The following is an 18,276-nucleotide window of genomic DNA, read 5'->3' as shown; positions in this document are numbered from 1 at the left end:
AGGGTGCGGCGCCGTCGACCGCCGCGAGGAAGCGCCCCGGCGCTTCGGCCCGGATCACGGATATCCATGCAACACCCTCTGAATACATCATTAACCCGCGTTGAGCCGGCCGGAGCGCTCTGCTAGCTACGGGAGCAAGGCCCGGCAGGAGATCGGGCTCGCCCGGAGGAGTAAGGCGCCCGTGAACACAGTGACCACCTGGAATCAGGTCTACGACCCATTCGGGAATGCCTGGCTCTCGACTCTCGCCGCCTCTCTGCCGGTCATCGCCCTGCTCGGCATGATCGCGAGCGGCAAGGTGCAGGCCCATATCGCGGCCGTGCTCTCCCTCGTGCTGGCCTTCTGCGTCGCCGTCTTCCTGTTCGGCATGCCGGCCGATCTCGCCGCCCGCGCCTCCGGCTACGGCGTCGCGCTGGGCCTGTTTCCCATCGGCTGGATCATCCTCAACGTCATCTTCCTCTACCGCCTGACGGTGGAGAAGGGTTGGTTCGCCACGCTTCAGCAATCGGTGGCGGGCATCACCACGGACCGGCGGCTCCAGCTGCTGCTCGTGGCCTTCGCCTTCGGCGCCTTCTTCGAGGGCGCGGGCGGCTTCGGCACCCCGGTCGCCGTGACGGGCGCGATCCTGATCGGCCTCGGCTTCTCGCCGCTGGCGGCCTCCGGCCTCTCGCTCATCGCCAACACCGCGCCGGTGGCCTACGGGGCGCTCGGCGCGCCCATCCAGGGCCTCGCCTCGGTGACGGGCTACGACCCCTACATCCTCGGCGCCATGATCGGCCGGCAGCTGCCGTTCTTCTCGATCATCGTGCCGTTCTGGCTGATCTGGGTGTTCGCGGGCTTCCGCGGCATGATCAAGATCTGGCCCCCGATCCTGGTCTGCGGCGGCTCCTTCGCGGTGGCCCAGTTCCTGATCTCGAACTACGTCAACCCCTGGATCGTCGACATCGGCGCCTCGCTGATCTCGATGGCCGCCCTGGTGGCCTTCCTCAAGGTCTGGCAGCCCAAGGAGATCTGGACCTCCCCGGCGCTGCGCGGCAACGACCCGTCCATCGGCTACGTCAACGGCGGCCGTCCGGTCTCGCTCGGCGCCGCCGTTCCGGGCGACCTGCCCAAGGTGGATCTCGGTGGCCGCACCGCGACCTCCCGCGAGATCGCGATGGCCTGGGTCCCGTGGATCATCCTCTCGGTGATCGTGGCGATCTGGGGCACCGGCTGGTTCAAGAGCCTCGTCAACCCGATCTTCACCTGGAAGTACGAGGTGCCGGGCCTGCACAACGTGATCATGAAGGTGCCGCCGGTGGTGGCCAAGGCGCATCCGGAAGCCGCCGTCTTCGCCTTCACCTACATGTCCTACACGGGCACCGGCGTGCTCTTCGCCGCGATCATCTCCGGCCTGATCATGCGCTTCTCGCCCTGGCGCCTGGTGACGGCCTATATCGAGACGATCTGGGTGCTGCGCTACTCGCTCATCACCATCGCGGCGATGCTCGCGCTCGGCGTGCTCACCCGCTACGCGGGCGTCGATGCCACCCTCGGCCTCGCCTTCGCCGGCACCGGCATCCTCTATCCGTTCTTCGGCACCCTGCTGGGCTGGCTCGGCGTGGCGCTGACGGGCTCGGACACCGCCTCCAACGTGCTCTTCGGCGGATTGCAGAAGATCACCTCGGAGCAGCTCGGCCTGTCGGGCATCCTCATGGCCTCGGCGAACTCGTCGGGCGGCGTGATGGGCAAGATGATCGACGCCCAGTCGATCGTCGTCGCCTCCACCGCCACCGGCTATTTCGGCCAGGAGGGCAAGATCCTGCGCTTCGTGTTCTGGCACTCGATCGTGCTGGCCTGCCTCGTCGGCGGCCTCGTGATGCTGCAGGCCTACGTGCACCCGTTCAGCGCCATGGTGATCCACCCGTGATCGGCTGAATGCCGCAACGCCACGCGATCAGCCCGTCCCGGTCTCCGGGGCGGGTTTTTCATGCGTGCTTCCCTTCGAGAGATCTGCGCTGTCCGGTCCGGGCGCCGGACAGTTCGGCGGAATCGTCCGGCCATTGTCGCTGTCGCGAGCCCGGATCGGAGCGCTATGGCCGGCCTTCGGGGAGCGGGGAGGCGGATCGTGCGCGGGGGAACGGCGGGATGGGGCAGCGGCCTCGTGGGAATCCTCATCTTCAGTGCCTCCCTGCCGGCGACGCGGATTGCCGTGGGGGGCTTCACACCCCTGTTCCTGACCTCCGCGCGCGCGGTGATCGCCGCGATTCTCGGTGCGGGGCTGCTTCTCGCCCTGCGCCAGCGGCAGCCGGCGCGCGGTGACCTCGCATCCCTGGCCCTGGTGGCCCTCGGCGTCGTGGTCGGTTTCCCGCTGCTGACCGCCCTGGCGCTCCAGCACGTCGGTGCCGCGCATTCCGTGGTGTTCGTCGGCCTCCTGCCCCTCGCCACGGCCCTGTTCGGGGTCCTGCGCGGGGGCGAGCGCCCGCGGGCCGCCTTCTGGCTCTTCTCCGTCGTGGGGGCTGCCGCCGTGGCGGGGTTCGCCCTGGTGCAGGGCGGCGGCGCTTCGGCCGCGGGCGATCTCCTGATGACGGCCGCGATCCTGCTCTGCGGCCTCGGCTATGCCGAAGGGGCCGTCCTCGCGCGCCGCCTCGGGGGCTGGCAGGTCATCTCCTGGTCCCTCGTCCTGGCCCTTCCGGCGATGGCCGTGCTGGCCGTGGCGACGCGGCCCTCGGCCTGGGCCGGCATCGGCTGGCCGGCCTGGGGCGGCCTCGCCTACGTCTCGGTGTTCAGCATGCTGGTCGGCTTCGTGTTCTGGTATCGCGGGCTGGCGCTCGGCGGCATCGCGGGGGTCGGCCAACTGCAGTTGCTGCAGCCCTTCCTCGGGCTGGCGCTGGCGGGCTGGCTCCTGGGCGAGCCCGTCGCCCCCTCCATGCTGGCGGTGACCGGACTGGTCGTGCTCTGCGTGGCGGGCGCCAAGCGGTTTGCCTGAACGCGCGTGGTTCGCCTGAAACACGAGCGGGTTCCCCTGAAAACCCGCCTTGAAGGCCGCGCGATCTGATAGGATCGTGCGGCCATGTTCAGCCTCGCCTCGCGCTACACCCTCGCCAAGCTTCCCCCCGCCGAGACCGCCCGCCTGCGCCTGACGCGGCTGGAACCGGCCGACGCCGAGGCCGTGCGGGCGCTCACCGACGATCCGGCCATCATCGAGGCGGTGGATTTCCTGTCCGCGCCCTTCACCCTGGCGGATGCGCGCCGCCTCATCGGCCCCGCCAAGGTGCGCAAGGATTGCTTCCTGGGCGCCTGGCAACGGGTGGACGGTACGCTGGCGGCGATCGTCGGCCTGCACCTGCGCGGCGACCACGCCGCCGAGATCGGCTACTGGGTCGGCGGCGCGGCGCGCGGACAGGGGATCGGCACCGAGGCGGTCCGCGCCGCCCTCGGTCTGCTGCGCGAGCGCTTCCCCAACCGCTTCATCATCGCCGAGTGCCGACCCGAGAACGCGGCCTCCGTCGGCCTCCTGCGCAAGCTGGGGTTCCGCGACACCGGCGACGAGGGTCACCGGCCTGGACGGCGCATCTTCACATATGAGCCGGGCTGACGCGTTCCGCGGCCGGAACCCGGGCGAGCCCCCGGTAGATCACGATCGTGGCCAGCAGGCCGCAGGCGCCGCCCAGCGCCATCCAGAGGCCGGGGGCCGCCTTGTTGGCGGTGGCCTCGATGAGGGAGGTCGAGATCAGCGGCGTCATCCCGCCGAAGAGGGCGGTGGCCAGGGAATAGGCCAGGGAGAACCCGGCCGTGCGCACCGCCGGCGGCACGATCTCGGTGAGCGCCACCACCATGGCGCCGTTGTAGCTGCCGTAGAGGAAGGACAGCCACAGGAGCACGGCCAGCATGGTCTCGAAGGTCGGATGCGCCACGAGCCAGGCCAGGGCCGGATAGGCCGTCACGAGTGTCAGGCCCGAGAACAGCAGCAGGATCGGGCGCCGACCGATCCGGTCCGAGAGCGTACCCATCACGGGGAGCCAGAACAGGTTCGACACCGCGACGCAGAACGTGACGATCAGGCTGTCGGTGTCGGACAGCTTGAGGACGCTCTTGCCGAAGGTCGGGGTGTAGACCGTGATTGCGTAGAACGCGATCGTGGTCATCGCCACCATCAGCATCCCGAGCCCGACGATCCGCCAGTTCCGCCCCAGGGTGCGCACCACCTCGCCCACCGGCGGGTGGACCTTGCGGGCCTGGAAGGCCGGGGTCTCCTGCAGCGAGCGCCGGATGTAGAACAGGAACGGTACGAGGAGGCAGCCGATCAGGAAGGGGATACGCCAGCCCCAGGCGCCCATCTCGGCCGGCGACAGCAGGCGGTTGAGAGCGTAGCCGATGGCTGCCGCCGCCATGATCGCCACCTGCTGGCTGCCCGACTGCCAGGCGACGTAGAAGCCTTGGCGGCCGGGGGGCGCCAGCTCGGCGAGGTAGACCGAGACGCCGCCGAGCTCGACCCCGGCGGAAAAGCCTTGGAGCAGGCGGCCGACCAGCACGAGGGCAGGGGCCAGGAGGCCGAGGGTGGCGTAGTCGGGCACCAGGGCGATCAGAATCGTGCCGGCCGCCATGATCGCCAGGGTGACGATGAGCCCCTTCCGGCGCCCGACCCGGTCGACATAGGCCCCGAGCAGCACGGCGCCGAGGGGCCGCATGAGGAAGCCGGCCCCGAAGGTCATGAAGGTCAGCATCAGCGAGGCGAATTCGTTCTCGCTGGGGAAGAACGCCTTGGCGATGTAGGAGGCGTAGAACCCGAATGCGAAGAAGTCGAACATCTCCAGGAAGTTGCCGCTCGTCACCCGCAGGACGGCGGCGGCCCGGGAGCCGCTCTTGTCGTGGTCCGGATGGCCCGCCATCGGAGTCCTCTCCCCTGATACGTTCGGCATTGGGTCGTTCATCCCAACGTGATCGTATTTTTTCGTAAGCGCCAGGGGAGGCGGGGGCACAGGCGTTTCGATGCGGCCGGAGGGTTCCGGAGCGCCGCCGGCGCGGCCCTACTCGGCGGCGATCCGCGCGGGTTCGTGCCCCATCCAGGCGGCGAGGTCGGCCCGGGCCCGGTCGGTCAGCGCCTTCTTCTTGGCCACTGCCTTCTCCGGTCCCTTGAGGCGCCGGCCGGCCTCGCCCTTGGGCGCGTGATCGAGGGGCGGGAAGAGGCCGAAGTTCACGTTCATGGGCTGGAACGAGCGCGGGGCACCGGCATCTTCGGCCGCGATGTGGCCGCCGGTGATATGGCCGATCAGGGCGCCGAGTGCCGTGGTGGCGGGAAGGGGCTGGAGCGACTCCCCGCGCGCCTCGGCCACGGCGAAGCGGCCGGCCATCAACCCGATGGCGGCGCTCTCGACATAGCCCTCGCAGCCCGTGATCTGGCCGGCGAAGCGTAAGGAAGGCCGCGCCTTGAGGCGCAGGGTCGCGTCGAGGAGGCGGGGGGAATCGAGGTAGGTGTTGCGGTGCAGGCCGCCGAGGCGCGCGAACTCGGCGTTCTCGAGACCGGGGATCGTGCGGAACACCCGGACCTGCTCGGAATAGGTCAGCTTCGTCTGGAAGCCGACCATGTTGTAGAGAGTGCCGAGCGCGTTGTCCTGGCGCAGCTGGACGATGGCGCAGGCCTTGACCGTCGGGTCGTGCGGGTTGGTGAGGCCCACTGGCTTCATCGGGCCGTGGCGCAGAGTCTCGGGGCCGCGCTCGGCCATGACCTCGATCGGCAGGCAGCCGTCGAAGTAGGGCGTGGTCGCCTCCCACTCCTTGAAGCCGATCTTGTCGCCCCCGATCAGGGCCTGGATGAAGGCGTCGTACTGCTCCCGATTCATCGGGCAGTTGATGTAGTCGGCCCCCGTGCCGCCGGGCCCGACCTTGTCGTAGCGCGACTGGAACCAGGCCTTGCCCATGTCGATGGAGTCGCGGTGCACGATCGGCGCGATCGCATCGAAGAAGGCGAGCGACTCGGCGCCGGTCAGTTCGCGGATGCCCTGCGCCAGCGACGGCGCGGTGAGGGGGCCGGTGGCGATGATGGTCCAGCCCCAGGAGTCGGGCGGCAGGCCCTCGACCTCCTCTCGCACGATGCGGATGCGCGGATGGGCCTCGATCGCGGCGGTGACGGCCTTGGCGAAGCCCTCGCGGTCGACGGCCAGCGCGCCGCCGGCGGGGACCTGGTGGGCGTCGGCCGCGCGCAGGATCAGCGAACCCAGGGTCCGCATCTCCTGGTGCAGGAGTCCGACGGCGTTGCCGTTGGCGTCGTCCGAGCGGAACGAGTTCGAGCAGACGAGCTCGGCGAAGTCGCCGCCGTGATGGGCCTCGGTGCCGCGCACGGGACGCATCTCGTGAAGCACCACGTCGTGGCCGCTCTCGGCCACCTGCCAGGCGGCTTCCGAGCCGGCGAGGCCGCCGCCGACGATGTGGATGGGCGAGGATTCCGCGTTGTCCGTCATCGGCACGGGATAAACCCGCCCGAGGCTTCGATCAATGGAGGCCGCGATCCGGGAGGCTCCGGATCAATGGAGCTGGGGCGAGACCAGGAAACGTTCGCGGTCCGAGGAGGTGACCGAGAGCTTGAGGGGCTTGCCGTCGCGCTGGATCGTGAGCGGCACCCGCACCCCGGCCTCGCCCAGCGCCCAGACCTGGCGGAAGAACCCGGCGAGATCGGCCACGGGCTCGCCCGCCACCGCGACGATGACGTCGCCCGGGCGCAGGTCCGCCGCCTCGGCGGGGCCGTCGTCGGCGAGCCCCATCACCACCACGGCATCCTCGCCGTCGCTGGCGTAGAGACCGAGCCAGGGGCGCACCGGCCGGTCGACACGGCCCCGGGTGGTGAGGTCATCGAGGATCGGCGGCAAGAGGTCGATCGGCACGATCATGTTGATGGTCTTCGGGCCCCCCGTGCCACCCTGCTGCAATTGCAGGGAGCCGATGCCGAGGAGCGCCCCGTCCGGCCCGATCAGCGCGGCCCCGCCCCAGTGCGGGTGCGAGGGCGCGGTGAACAGGGCCTCGTCGAGGACGTATTCCCAGTAGCCGGCGAATTCCTGGCGGGCGACGATCTCGACGGCGAGGCTGCGCGCGCGGCCGCCGACCCCGGCCATCACCGCTCGGTCGCCGATCTTGACCGGGCCCGAGCGCCCGAGCTTCAGCGGCTTGATCTTCAGATCGGCCAGCGCCTGGACGAGGCCGAAGCCCGTGACCGCGTCGAAGCCGACCACGTGGCCGGGCACCGAGCGCCCGTCATGGGTGGTGAGCCAGACCGAGTCCGCCTCGGTCACGAGGTAGCCGATCGTGAGGACGAGGCCGTCCTCGCCGATGACGACGCCGTTGCCGGCCCGCTCCGTCCCCAGGGTCTCGGCGGTGAAGGCCTCGGGCGGCACCCGCGTCGAGAGCGCCACGATTGCGGTGAGCGCCTGCTCGAGGTCGTAGCCGTAATCGGCGGCCCTGGGCTGCGCGGATGTGGGGATCTTCCAGTCTCCGGGCGAGGCCATGCCAGCGTCCTTCCTGCCGTCGTGTCGCGTCGTTGAGACGGGAGATAGGTCGCCGGCTCGGATTCCGACAGTCTCGTGGCCTTCGATCAGGGTCCGGCGCGCAGCACCTTGCCGGGGTTGAGCAGGCCCTGCGGGTCGAGGGCGTCCTTGATCCGGCGGGCCAGCGCCATCTCCTCCGGCCGGCGATGGCGCACGAGTTCGTCGACCCGGTACTGGCCGATGCCGTGCTCGGCCGAGATGCTGCCGCCGAACCGCGCCACGGTGTCGTGGACGATGCGGTTGATGGCCTCCGATCCGTGTTCGGGACCGATGATCACGTTGTAGTGGATGTTGCCGTCGCCCATGTGGCCAAAGATGTTGGGCCGGGTGCCCGGCGCGCCCGCGGCCAGGGCCTCGCCCGCCGCCGCCAGAAAATCGGGAATCGCCGGGATCGGTACCGAAACGTCGTGCTTGACGCTCTTGCCGGCCCGGGCCTCGGCCTCGGTGATGTGCTCGCGCAGGGCCCAGAGGGCGGCCGCCTGCTGGCCGGATTCCGCGAGCACGCCGTCGGTGGCGTCGCCCCGCTCCAGGACCTCGCCGAGGAGCGTCTCCACCGCCTCGCGCAGGCCCTCGAGGCTCGAGCCCGCCTCCATCAGCACGGTCCAGCCGGCCTCCGCGATGGGACTGGTCAGGCCGGCATGTTCGGCCACCAGGGCGAGGGATTCGCCCGCGATCAGCTCGAAGGCCTGGATGGTGTCGCCCAGCGCGTCCTGCGCCGCCCGGAGGAGGCGCAGGGCCGCCGCCGGGTCGGGCACCGCGAGGAGGGCCGTGGCCGTGTGGCGCGGCCGCGGCACGAGGCGCAGGATGGCGGCGGTGACGATGCCGAGCGTGCCCTCGCTGCCGATGAAGAGCTGCTTCCAGTCGTAGCCCGCATTGTCCTTGCGCAGGGCCCGGAGGCCGTCGACGACGGTCCCGTCGGCGAGCACCACCTCGAGGCCGAGGACGAGGTTGCGGGTCATGCCGTAGCGCAGGACGTTGATGCCGCCCGCATTGGTGGCGATGACGCCGCCGAGCATGGCGGAGCCCTCCGCCGCGAGGCTGACGGGGAGGAGGCGGCCTTCCGCCTCCGCCGCGTCCTGCGCCACCTTGAGGATGCAGCCGGCCTCCGCCTCCAGGGTCAGCCCCAGGGGATCGACCCGGCGGATCGCGTTCATGCGGGCGAGCGACAGTACGACCTGCCCCCCGGAGGCGTCCGGCGTTGCGCCGCCCGCAAGGCCGGTATGTCCTCCCTGAGGCACCACCGGGACGCCGGCGGCGTGGCAGGCCGCCATGACGGCGGCGACCTGCGCCGTGTTGGCCGGGCGCGCCACTGCCGCCGGCCGGCCGGGGAAGAGGCGGCGCCAGTCGACCGCGTAGGGCGCGAGATCGTCCGCGTTCGTGAGCAGGCCGCCCCGCCCGAGGCAGGATTCCAGGCGGCCCAGAAGGTCGGCGGGCGCGGCTGTCTGGCTCATCGGCGGGTTCCTCGTGCGGTGGCTCGGGGGTGGGCCACGGGCTCGAAAACGGATCGCCCCGGCATCCCGGCGCCGGCCGCCCGGGTCAAGGGGGCGACCTGACAATCGCCGCCGATGTTCAAGACCGGGCCTTGACCGGGCCGGTGAACTGGAATCTCACACGGCCCATCCGGGGACGCGTGCCGCGCGCTCGATCGCCGCACGCAGCCTCAAGGCCCGCGCACGCAGCCCCAAGGCCCGGCGCCGCATCCGCCCCGCCGGGCACGACATCCAAGAAGAAGACGATCATGGCCGAAAGACTCTCCTTCCCGAAGGACAAGATCCGCGTCCTGCTGCTCGAAGGCATCAACGACAGCGCCGCCGAACTCTTCGCCGCCGCCGGCTACACCAACGTCGTGCGGGTGCCCAAGGCGCTGGACCGGGAGGCCCTGCACGAGGCCCTGCGCGGAACGCACATCCTCGGCATCCGCTCGCGCACGCAGCTCGACGCGGCGGCACTCGCGGCCGGCGAGCGCCTGCTCGCGGTGGGCTGCTTCTCGGTTGGCACCAACCAGGTGGACCTCGAGGCCGCCCGCCACCGCGGCATCCCGGTCTTCAACGCGCCCTACTCGAACACCCGCTCGGTGGCCGAGCTCGTCATCGGCGAGATCGTGATGCTGCTGCGCCGGATCGTGCCGCGTTCGGTAGGCGCCCATGCGGGCGAGTGGGACAAGTCGGCCACCGGCTCGCAGGAGGTGCGCGGCAAGACGCTGGGCATCGTCGGCTACGGCAATATCGGCTCGCAGCTCTCGACGCTGGCCGAAGGCATGGGCATGCGGGTGGTGTACTACGACCAGACCGACAAGCTGCGCCACGGCAACACCGAGCCCACCGATTCGCTGACCGCCCTGCTGGCCCAGAGCGACGTGGTCTCCCTCCACGTGCCGGAGACGCCCGAAACCCACAACATGATCGGGGAGCCCGAGATCCGGGCGATGAAGCCCGGCGCCTTCCTGATCAACAACGCCCGCGGCACCGTGGTCGACCTCGACGCCCTGGCGAGCGCCCTGCGTGACGGCCACCTGCGGGGCGCGGCCGTCGACGTGTTCCCGGTGGAGCCCGGCTCCAACCAGGAGCGCTTCGTCAGCCCCCTCCAGGGCCTGCCCAACGTGATCCTGACACCGCATATCGGCGGCTCGACGGAGGAAGCGCAGGAGCGCATCGGCTCGGAAGTGGCGCGCAAGCTCGTCGATTATTCCGACATCGGCTCGACCGTCGGCACCGTGAACTTCCCGCAGGTTCAGCTGCCCGCCCGCCCCACCGGCACGCGCCTGATCCACGTCCAGCGCAACATCCCGGGCATGCTGGGACGCCTCAACGACACCTTCGCCCGGCGCGGGGTGAACATCGCGGCACAGTTCTACCAGACCGACGGCGAGGTCGGTTACGTGGTGGTGGAGACCGACGTCACCGATGCGGATGCCGAAAGCCTGCTGGAGGAGATCCGGGCGCTCGACGGCACCATCCGCGCCCGCCTGCTCTACGAGCGCCGCTGAGGGCGCGCGGTGGCGCGTCGGCGCCGCCTCGGCTAACCTGGGCTGAAGCGGTCCCGTCCGAAGGACCGCGACCGGATCGAGCCGTCCTGGCGCCGGACACGGAGGAAACCCAGCCTTTGCGTGCCAGTCCCCTGCGCGGCGATCTCCCGGCGGACGATCCCGCGCGCACCGACGCCGCCCTCGCGGGATTCATCGCGACCATCGCCCGACATGACGAGGCCGCCCTGCGGGCCCTGTATGATCGGACGGCCCCGAAACTTCTCGGGGTGATCCTGCGTATCCAGCCGGATCGCGGCGCGGCCGAGGATGTTCTGCAGGACGTGTTCCTGCGCGTCTGGCAGAATGCCGCGTCCTACAGCCCGGCGGCCGGACGCCCCCTGGCTTGGCTCTGCGCCATTGCGCGCAACCGCGCGATCGACGGCTTGCGCCGGCGCCGCGAGGTACAGGGGCCGATCAACGAGGACGGGGAGGATTGGGTGGAGCGGCTGGTCGACCCCCACGACAGCGAGGGCACGATCCTCGGGCGCAACGCCCTCCAGGCGTGCCTCGGCCGCCTCGAGGCGCTGCACCGCGATTGCATCGTGCTGGCCTATTGCGAGGGCCAGTCCCGCGAGGATCTCGCCCTGCGCTACGACCGACCCGTGAGCACCATCAAGACCTGGCTGCATCGCGGCCTCGCGACCCTGCGCGGCTGCCTGGACGGTGCCGCATGAGCGCCGGCACACCCTCCGATCCCGGCGCGTCCTCCGGCGACCGCGACCTGCGCCTGGCCGAATCCGTGCTCGGCACCCTCGATCCGGCCGAGCGGGCCCTGGTGGAGCGCGAGCTGGCCACGGACCCCGCAGCGCGCGCGGCCCGCGACGCCTGGGAGCGGCGCCTGGCGCCGCTCGCCCTCACGGCGCCCGAGATCGCGCCGGGGCCGGACGTCTGGCCGGCCATCGCCCGCGCGCTCGCCCGCGCCCCGGCGCCCCCCATCGCCGCCAACGACGACGCGATCGGCCCGCTCCGCCGGTCCCTGCGGCGCTGGCGCCTCGCTACCGGCACGGCCGCCGCCCTGGCGGCGGGTCTCGCCCTGGTCATCGCCCTCGGACCCTCCCGGCCGACCGACGCGGATGGACGCTACGTCGCGGTGGTGAGCCGCGGCGGCGAGGCGCCCGCGCTCCTCGTCAGCGTCGACACCCGGGCCGGGACCGCGCGGGTCCGCCCGGTCGAGGCGCAGGCTCCGGCGGGACGCAGCCTCGAACTCTGGTATGTCGGCGCCGGTCAGGCCCCGAAGACCCTCGGCCTCGTCGGATCGGGCACCCGGGGCCTATCCCTCGACGGCCTGACAACGCCGGCGGCCGCCGATGCACTCGCGGACGGGACCTTCGCCGTCTCGGTCGAGCCGGAGGGCGGCTCGCCCACCGGCCAGCCGACTGGACCGGTGGTGTATTCCGGCCGGTTGATCCGGGATTAGGAGCGCGGCGCGCGGGGGGCGGCTTCCGCTCCGGCGAGCTCGGCGGCGAGCCGCTCGGCATAGCGCGCCGTCCGGTCCGCGAGGTTCCTGACCTCCGCGAGCCCGCGGTGGAACGCCTCCGGGCCCTCCTGGGCGATCCGCTGCTCGTTGCAGTGCTCCAGGGCCCGGGCCGCCTCGGAGAGGGCGAGGAACCCCAGCGTGCCGGCGGAGGACACGCAGTGATGCGCCTCGAAGCGGAGCTGATCCCGGTCTTCCCGGGTCTCGCAGGCGCCCGCGAAGCTGGCATCCAACTCCTCGGCGAGGGTCTCCAGGGTGCCGGCGATCCGCCCGCCGCCGATCAGGCCGATCACCGCGTCGAAGGCGATCCGGTCGAGGAGGCTCGGATCGTCGCCGGGTCGGCCTGCCGCCTGGCGAACCGTCTCCCGGCCACCTCCCGGGTCCGCCTCCCGCGCGAGCCAGTGCTCGACGACCCGGTAGAGTTCCGCCCGGTCGAAGGGCTTGCCGACGTGATCGTCCATGCCGGCCTCCCGGAACATCCGGATCTGATCGGGCAGCACGTTGGCGGTCATCGCGAGGATCGGGATCGTGGCGGCGGCGGTGCCGAGCGCGCGGATGTGCCGGGTCGCCGTCATGCCGTCCATGCCCGGCATCTGCACGTCCATGAGGACGAGGTCGTAGGCCCCCTCCGTCACGGCGCGGATGGCGGAGGCGCCGTCCGCGACCACGTCGACGGCATGGCCGCCGATCTCCAGGACCGCCCGGGCGAGGTCCTGGTTGATCCGGTTGTCCTCGACGAGGAGCAGGCGCCCCGCCCGCCGGGCGACAGCTGTGCCCTCGGCCCGGGACGTCCGCTGCGCGGTGGCCCCGAGGGGCAGGGTCAACGCGAACCAGAAGGTGGCGCCGAGGCCCTCTTCGGACTGGACGCCGATCTCGCCACCCATGAGGTCGACCAGCTGCTTGCAGATGGCGAGACCCAGGCCCGTGCCGCCGAAATCCCGCTCGATCGAGCCGTCCACCTGGGAGAAGCGCTGGAACAGCTGGCCCTGCTTGGCGCGCGCGATGCCGATGCCGGTATCGGCCACGCTGAATCTCAGGCGCTCGCCGGTCTCGGTGGTCCCCACGTGCCGCACGCTCAGCGTCACGGAGCCCTGCGACGTGAACTTGATGGCGTTGTTGAGGAGGTTCAGCAGAACCTGCCGCAGGCGCGCCGCGTCGCCGTACAGGCTGCGCGGCAGGGCCGGGTCGATCACCGCCCGGACCGCGAGGCCCTTCTGCGCGGCCGAGCCGCGCACGATGCACAGGCCGCTGTCGATCAGGGCCCGCGGGTCGAAGGCCTGCCGGTCGAGCGCGACGGCGCCAGCCTCGACCTTCGAGAAGTCGAGGATGTCGTTGACGATCGTCAGCAGCGCGGCTCCGGAGGTCCGCACGAACTCGGCCTGGCGCAGGAGGTCGGGGGGCAGGCGGTCCGAGGTGATCATCAGGTCGGTGAAGCCCAGGATGGCGTTCAGCGGCGTGCGGATCTCGTGGCTCATGGAGGCCAGGAACTCGGTCTTGGCCAGGCTCGCGCGCTCGGCTTCCCGCGTGGCCGCCTCCGCGTCGCGGGTGCGGGCCTCCACCCGCGCGCTCAGGGTGGCGTTGAGTTCCCGCAACTCCGCCTCGCTCGCGCGCAGGGCGCGCTCGGCCGCATCGCGCGCGGTGTCGTCCCGCATGGTCAGGACGGCGCCGACCTGGCGTCCGTCACGACCGACGAGGGGGCGGGCGGAGCCGATCGCCAGGACCTCGACGCCGTCCGGGCGCCGGACCCGCCACCGGGCATCCCGGACCGTGGCGCCGGTCACGGCCCGGGCGAGCGGCAGATCCTCGGGTGGGTAAGGCACGCCCTCCTCGGTGTAGAGGTGGTAGGTCTCGCTGTAATCGTCCGGTTCGACATCCAGGCGCGCGACGCCGTGGATCGCGGCGGCCGCCTCGTTCACGAGGGTGATCCGACCAGCCGTGTCGGTGACGATTACGCCCTCGGCAATCTGGCCCAGGATGGCCTCGTGGGCCGAATCCAAGGCCTCGCGGTAACGAGCCTCGCTCTCGGCCGCCGCCGCCTCGGCCTGCCGGCGCGCGGCGATGTCCGCCGCGCGTTCCCGGGCCAGGGCCTCGCCGGCCCGCAGGGCCTCGTGGAGGCGCAGGTGCGCGACGACGACCCGCGCCAGGTCCTCGAGCCGGCGCGACTCCGCGGCGCTCAGGTCACGCGGCTTCGTGTCGATCAGGCAGAGGGTGCCGACCCGGATGCCCGGTCGCAGGATCAGGGGCGCGCCCGCGTAGAAGCGGATGCCGGGCGGGCCGGTGACGAGGGGATTGTCCCAGAAGCGCGCGTCCCGCGTCGCGTCCGCGACCACGAAGACCGCGTCGGCCAGGATCGCGTGCGTGCAGAACGAGATCGCACGCGATGTCCCCGACAGGTCCAGGCCGCACCGGGCCTTGAACCATTGCTCGTGCTCCTCGACCAGCGAAACCAGGCAGATCGAGACCCCGAACAGCGCCTGGGCGGTCCGGCAGACGGCATCGAAATGCGGCTCCGGCGCGGTCCCGACCAGGGACAGGGCCCGCACGGCGTCGACGCGGTCACGCTCGTTCTTGGGTTGGGGCGGGGCTGACATGCGAAGCGCTTGGATCTGGAACGCCGGGACGGGACCGATGCCCGTCGCGGCAATCCTGCTTCTACGCGGTTAACGGCTCCCGCGTTTCAGGCCGTGGTCAAGCTTTCGTGACGGCGCCCGGGTCGGGCGCCGTACCGAGGTCGGGTCTCATCCCAGCAGCCGGTCGAGGGTGATGGGAATGTCGCGCACCCGCACGCCGGTGGCGTGCCAGACCGCGTTGGCGATGGCGCCGGCGGTGCCGGTGATGCCGATCTCGCCGACCCCCTTGATGCCCAGCGGGTTCACGTGCGGATCGTGCTCTTCCACCAGGATCGCCTCCATCGCGGGCACGTCGGCATTCACCGGGATGTGGTACTCGGCCAGATTCCCGTTCATCACCCGGCCCGAGCGCGGATCGAGCACCGCGTGCTCGTGCAGGGCCAGGGACACGCCCCAGATCATGCCGCCGTAATACTGGCTGCGCACGAGGTGCGGGTTGATGATCCGCCCGGCCGCGAAGGCGCCGACGAGGCGCGTCACCCGGATCTGGCCGAGATCGGGGTCGACCTTCACCTCCGCGTAGACCGCCCCGTGGGCGTGCATCGCGTAGGTCTTCTGCGCGGCGGGATCGCCCTGCCCCTGGCCCTTCGCCTCGACGGAGGTCTTGCCGGCGCGGGCCAGGATCTCGCCGAAGGATTCGGAGCGGGCGGGGTCGTCCCGGCGGGCGAGACGACCGTCGGCGGCGGTGACGCCGGCATTGCCGGCGCCGTAGAGGGGTGAGGCGCGGTCGTTGACGGCGAGCTCCGCCAGGGCCGCGATGGCGCCCTTCGCGGCGTTGTCGACCGCCGTGCCGCTGGTGGCGGTCCCGGTGGAGCCGCCGGCCAGGCCGCCGTTCGGCAGGTTCGAATCGCCGATGCGCAGCTCGATCCGGTCGATCGGAAGCCCAAGCCCGTCTGCGCCGATCTGTGCCAGCACGGTCCAGGCGCCCTGGCCCATGTCCTGGGCGGCGGTCTCGATGAGGCCCGTGCCGTCGGCCCGGAGCGTGGCGCGGGCCTCGCCCTGCATCATCCCGGCCGGGTAGGTGGCGGTGCCGAGACCCCAGCCGACGAGGAGCCCGTCGGCGTCGCGCATCTGGCGCGGCAGCCGGGGACGAGAGGCCCAGCCGAAGCGCTCGGCGCCTTGGGTGTAGCATTCGCGCAGGGCCTTCGAGGAGAACGGCCGATGGCTGATCGGCTCCACCTCGGCGTAGTTGCGCAGGCGGATCTCCAGGGGGTCGAGGTCGAGTTCCAGGGCCAGCTCGTCGAGGGCGCTCTCCACCGCGACGCTGCCCGAGGCCTCGCCGGGGGCGCGCATGAAGATCGGGGTGCCGATATCGGCCCGGGAGACCGCGTGCGTCGTCGCGATCGCGCCCGCCGCGTAGAGGTGGCGCGAGAGGATGCCGGAGGGCTCGACGAAATCGTCGTACCGGCTCGTCAAGGTCAGGGTGTGGTGGTCGAGGGCGGTCAGCGTGCCGTCGCGGGTGGCGCCCAGCTTCAGGGTCTGGCGCGTGGCGGCGCGGTGGCCGACGGGTCCGAACATCTGCTCGCGCCGGGTCACCAGCTTGACCGGGCGCCCGACGAGCTTCGCCGCCATAATCCCAAGGATCTGCGGCGCGGTGATGAAGCCCTTCGAGCCGAAGCCGCCGCCGAGATAGTGGCAGACCACGTGGATGTTCTCTTGCGGGATGCCGAACAGGCCAGCGAGCCGGCCCTTGGCGATCCAGAGCGCCTGGGTCGGCGTGTACAGGGTCAGGCGGTCGCCGTCCCACTCCGCCACGCTGGAATGGGGCTCCAGGGCGTTGTGGTACTGTGCGGCCGTGTCGTAGGTCGCCTCGATCCGCGTCTCGGCCGCCGCCATGCCGGCGGCGATGTCACCCGAGCCCTCGTCGGTGGCCGAGCCGGCCCCGATGGTCTCGGGGCGAAACACCTCGCCGGCTCCGAGGGCGACGCTGACGGCCTCCGATTCGTAGCGGGGTGCGAGCAGGGCCGCGCCTTCGGTGGCGGCCTCCAGCGTCTCGGCGATGACCACCGCGATCGGCTGGTTGGCGTAGCGCACGCCGTCGTTCTGCAGGAGGTCGAGGCGGAACGCGAAGGGATTGTCCTTCAGGTCCGGCGACTTGGCGAGCGCCGGGGCGTTCTCCGGCGTGATCACCGCGACGACGCCGGGATGCGCTTCCGCCGCCGCGACGTCGAGATGGGTGACCCGGCCGCGGGCGACCGAACTCACCGCCATCACCGCGTGGGCGAGGCCCTCGGGCCTGAAATCCGCGCTGTAGCGGGCGGACCCCGTGATCTTGGCGTGGCCGTCGCGCCGGGTCAGGGGCTGGCCGATGGAGGCGCCGTGGCGCTGACGCTCAGGCATGGGCGGGGGCTCCGGCCGGGGGGGTGAGGGGGGCGATGGGGCTGGCGGCAAAGGGACTCGCAGGAAGCGCGGGGACGCGGTCCGGCGTGCCGGCGGTCGCCAGGGTGAGCGCGCGCACCACGATGCGGCGGGCGAGCTCGATCTTGTAGGCGTTGTCCCCCGAGGGTCTGGCATCCGCCAGCGCCGCTTCGGCTGCCCGGGCGAAAATCTCCGGGGCCGGAACGGCACCGGCCAGCAGGCGCTCGGCCTCCCGGGCCCGCCAGGGCTTCAGGGCGACGCTGCCGAGCGCGATGCGGGCTTCCCCGATCCGATCCCCGTCCATCCGCAGGCCTACCGCCGCCGAGACCACCGCGAAGGCGTAGGAGGTACGCTCGCGGACCTTGAGGTAGCGGCTGTGCCCGGCGAAGTGCTCCGCCTCGGGCGGCAGGGTGACGGCGACGACGAGATCGCCCGGCTCCAGCACGGTCTCGCGCTCAGGGTGGTCGCCGGGCAGGCGGTGGAACGCCTCCAGGGGCACGGAGCGCGCGCCACCCGGCCCCTCGATCTCCACGCTGGCGTCCAGCGCCGCGAGCGGCACGCAGAAGTCGGACGGATGAGTGGCGATGCAGTGCTCGCTCCAGCCGAGCACCGCGTGGCTCCGAGTGACGCCGCCGCCGGCGGCGCAGCCGGCGCCGGGGTCGCGCTTGTTACAGGCGCTGGCGGTGTCGTAAAAATATTGGCAGCGGGTCCGCTGCAGCACATTGCCGGCGGTGGTGGCGGCGTTGCGCAACTGGCCCGAGGCGCCCGAGAGCAGGGCCTCCGCCAGCGCCGGGTAGCGCCGGGCGATGCTCGCATCGTGTGCCAGGGCCGCGTTGCGCACCAGGGCGCCGATCCGGGTCGAACCGTCGGCACCGCGCTCGATCCGGTCGAGGCCGGGCAGGCGGGTGATGTCCACGAGGCTGTCCGGACGGCTGATCCCGCCCTTCATCAGGTCGACGAGATTGGTGCCGGCGGCGAAATAGGCGGCCCCCGGCCGGGCGGCGGCCGCGACCGCCTCGGCGACGCTGGTCGCGCGAATGTAGTCGAAGGCCTTCATGCCGCATCCTCCGCGAGCTGGCGCCCGGGCAGGACGTCCGGCCCCGTCATCACCGTGTGGGCCGCGAGCACCGCCTGCGTGATGCCCGCATAGGCGCCGCAGCGGCAGAGATTGCCGCTCATGCCCTCGCGCACCCGCTCGGGGTCGCCCCCGGTCTGGCCCTCCTGGATCAGCCCGACCGCGCTCAGGATCTGGCCCGGCGTGCAGAAGCCGCA

The 18,276-nt window shown here is 71.7% G+C and carries 14 protein-coding genes; 6 read left to right on the top strand and 8 right to left on the bottom strand.

What is annotated here, in order from left to right:
- The first annotated feature begins 190 nt into the window (after nt 1-190).
- The 3 genes from MFF30_RS00070 to MFF30_RS00060 all read left to right on the top strand — a co-directional run bounded on the left by MFF30_RS00070 (nt 191) and on the right by MFF30_RS00060 (nt 3,577).
- Nucleotides 191-1,909 (top strand): L-lactate permease, encoded by a 1,719-nt coding sequence (locus MFF30_RS00070; protein ID WP_238274961.1) that lies wholly within the window; start codon nt 191-193, stop codon nt 1,907-1,909.
- Between the two features lie 165 nt (nt 1,910-2,074).
- Entirely contained in the window at nt 2,075-2,968 is an 894-nt protein-coding gene (locus MFF30_RS00065) for a DMT family transporter (RefSeq protein WP_354465959.1), read from the top strand.
- A gap of 84 nt (nt 2,969-3,052) precedes the next feature.
- Nucleotides 3,053-3,577, top strand: a complete 525-nt coding sequence (locus MFF30_RS00060; RefSeq protein ID WP_238274885.1) for a GNAT family N-acetyltransferase — start codon at nt 3,053-3,055, stop codon at nt 3,575-3,577.
- On the opposite strand, the gene MFF30_RS00055 is transcribed toward MFF30_RS00060, so the two are convergent.
- The 4 genes from MFF30_RS00055 to MFF30_RS00040 all read right to left on the bottom strand — a co-directional run bounded on the left by MFF30_RS00055 (nt 3,558) and on the right by MFF30_RS00040 (nt 8,968).
- Nucleotides 3,558-4,871 (bottom strand): MFS transporter, encoded by a 1,314-nt coding sequence (locus MFF30_RS00055; protein WP_238274875.1) that lies wholly within the window; start codon nt 4,869-4,871, stop codon nt 3,558-3,560. The genes MFF30_RS00060 and MFF30_RS00055 overlap by 20 nt on opposite strands.
- A 138-nt stretch (nt 4,872-5,009) precedes the next feature.
- Entirely contained in the window at nt 5,010-6,440 is a 1,431-nt protein-coding gene (gene trmFO, locus MFF30_RS00050; protein WP_238274874.1) for a methylenetetrahydrofolate--tRNA-(uracil(54)-C(5))-methyltransferase (FADH(2)-oxidizing) TrmFO, read from the bottom strand.
- Between the two features lie 63 nt (nt 6,441-6,503).
- Nucleotides 6,504-7,478, bottom strand: coding sequence for a S1C family serine protease (locus MFF30_RS00045; protein WP_238274871.1), 975 nt, complete (start codon nt 7,476-7,478; stop codon nt 6,504-6,506).
- 86 nt (nt 7,479-7,564) lie between these two features.
- Entirely contained in the window at nt 7,565-8,968 is a 1,404-nt protein-coding gene (locus tag MFF30_RS00040) for an FAD-binding oxidoreductase (protein ID WP_238274869.1), read from the bottom strand.
- A gap of 287 nt (nt 8,969-9,255) precedes the next feature.
- Here MFF30_RS00040 and serA point away from each other — a divergent pair, with 287 nt between their 5' ends.
- The 3 genes from serA (at nt 9,256) to MFF30_RS00025 (ending at nt 11,959) form a co-directional block, all read left to right on the top strand.
- A complete protein-coding gene (gene serA / locus MFF30_RS00035; RefSeq protein WP_238274867.1) occupies nt 9,256-10,503 on the top strand; it encodes a phosphoglycerate dehydrogenase in 1,248 nt (415 codons plus the stop codon).
- Between the two features lie 116 nt (nt 10,504-10,619).
- Nucleotides 10,620-11,216, top strand: coding sequence for a sigma-70 family RNA polymerase sigma factor (locus MFF30_RS00030; RefSeq protein ID WP_373320806.1), 597 nt, complete (start codon nt 10,620-10,622; stop codon nt 11,214-11,216).
- Nucleotides 11,213-11,959: an anti-sigma factor gene (locus MFF30_RS00025; RefSeq protein ID WP_238274865.1), complete on the top strand. Its 747-nt coding sequence runs from the start codon at nt 11,213-11,215 to the stop codon at nt 11,957-11,959. The genes MFF30_RS00030 and MFF30_RS00025 overlap by 4 nt, the downstream gene beginning before the upstream one ends.
- Here the strand turns inward: MFF30_RS00025 and MFF30_RS00020 are convergent.
- The 4 genes from MFF30_RS00020 to MFF30_RS00005 form a co-directional block, all read right to left on the bottom strand.
- On the bottom strand, nt 11,956-14,607 hold the full coding sequence (locus MFF30_RS00020; protein ID WP_238274863.1) for an ATP-binding protein: 2,652 nt from the start codon (nt 14,605-14,607) through the stop codon (nt 11,956-11,958). The two genes, MFF30_RS00025 and MFF30_RS00020, sit on opposite strands and share 4 nt — an antisense overlap.
- Before the next feature lie 147 nt (nt 14,608-14,754).
- Entirely contained in the window at nt 14,755-16,986 is a 2,232-nt protein-coding gene (locus MFF30_RS00015) for a xanthine dehydrogenase family protein molybdopterin-binding subunit (protein WP_238274861.1), read from the bottom strand.
- Nucleotides 16,979-18,061 (bottom strand): FAD binding domain-containing protein, encoded by a 1,083-nt coding sequence (locus MFF30_RS00010; protein ID WP_238274859.1) that lies wholly within the window; start codon nt 18,059-18,061, stop codon nt 16,979-16,981. Before MFF30_RS00010 ends, MFF30_RS00015 begins: the two co-directional genes overlap by 8 nt.
- Nucleotides 18,058-18,276, bottom strand: a 219-nt coding sequence (locus MFF30_RS00005) for a 2Fe-2S iron-sulfur cluster-binding protein (protein WP_238274857.1), incomplete at its 5' end; no start/stop codon positions are given. The genes MFF30_RS00010 and MFF30_RS00005, both read right to left, overlap by 4 nt.

Origin of the sequence: Methylobacterium goesingense (assembly GCF_022179225.1) — a bacterium.
GTDB lineage: Bacteria > Pseudomonadota > Alphaproteobacteria > Rhizobiales > Beijerinckiaceae > Methylobacterium > Methylobacterium goesingense.
The sequence above is the reverse complement of the archived record's forward strand: the minus strand, read 5'-3'. Positions and strand labels throughout refer to the sequence as shown.

What these genes read in the sequence shown, in the direction of transcription:
- MFF30_RS00065 (WP_354465959.1), top strand. Translation starts at nt 2,075, where the DNA reads ATGGCCGGCCTTCGGGGAGCGGGGAGGCGGATCGTGCGCGGGGGAACG.
- MFF30_RS00060 (WP_238274885.1), top strand. Translation starts at nt 3,053, where the DNA reads ATGTTCAGCCTCGCCTCGCGCTACACCCTCGCCAAGCTTCCCCCCGCC.
- MFF30_RS00055 (WP_238274875.1), bottom strand. Translation starts at nt 4,871, where the DNA reads ATGGCGGGCCATCCGGACCACGACAAGAGCGGCTCCCGGGCCGCCGCC.
- trmFO (WP_238274874.1), bottom strand. Translation starts at nt 6,440, where the DNA reads ATGACGGACAACGCGGAATCCTCGCCCATCCACATCGTCGGCGGCGGC.
- MFF30_RS00045 (WP_238274871.1), bottom strand. Translation starts at nt 7,478, where the DNA reads ATGGCCTCGCCCGGAGACTGGAAGATCCCCACATCCGCGCAGCCCAGG.
- MFF30_RS00040 (WP_238274869.1), bottom strand. Translation starts at nt 8,968, where the DNA reads ATGAGCCAGACAGCCGCGCCCGCCGACCTTCTGGGCCGCCTGGAATCC.
- serA (WP_238274867.1), top strand. Translation starts at nt 9,256, where the DNA reads ATGGCCGAAAGACTCTCCTTCCCGAAGGACAAGATCCGCGTCCTGCTG.
- MFF30_RS00025 (WP_238274865.1), top strand. Translation starts at nt 11,213, where the DNA reads ATGAGCGCCGGCACACCCTCCGATCCCGGCGCGTCCTCCGGCGACCGC.
- MFF30_RS00020 (WP_238274863.1), bottom strand. Translation starts at nt 14,607, where the DNA reads ATGTCAGCCCCGCCCCAACCCAAGAACGAGCGTGACCGCGTCGACGCC.
- MFF30_RS00015 (WP_238274861.1), bottom strand. Translation starts at nt 16,986, where the DNA reads ATGCCTGAGCGTCAGCGCCACGGCGCCTCCATCGGCCAGCCCCTGACC.
- MFF30_RS00010 (WP_238274859.1), bottom strand. Translation starts at nt 18,061, where the DNA reads ATGAAGGCCTTCGACTACATTCGCGCGACCAGCGTCGCCGAGGCGGTC.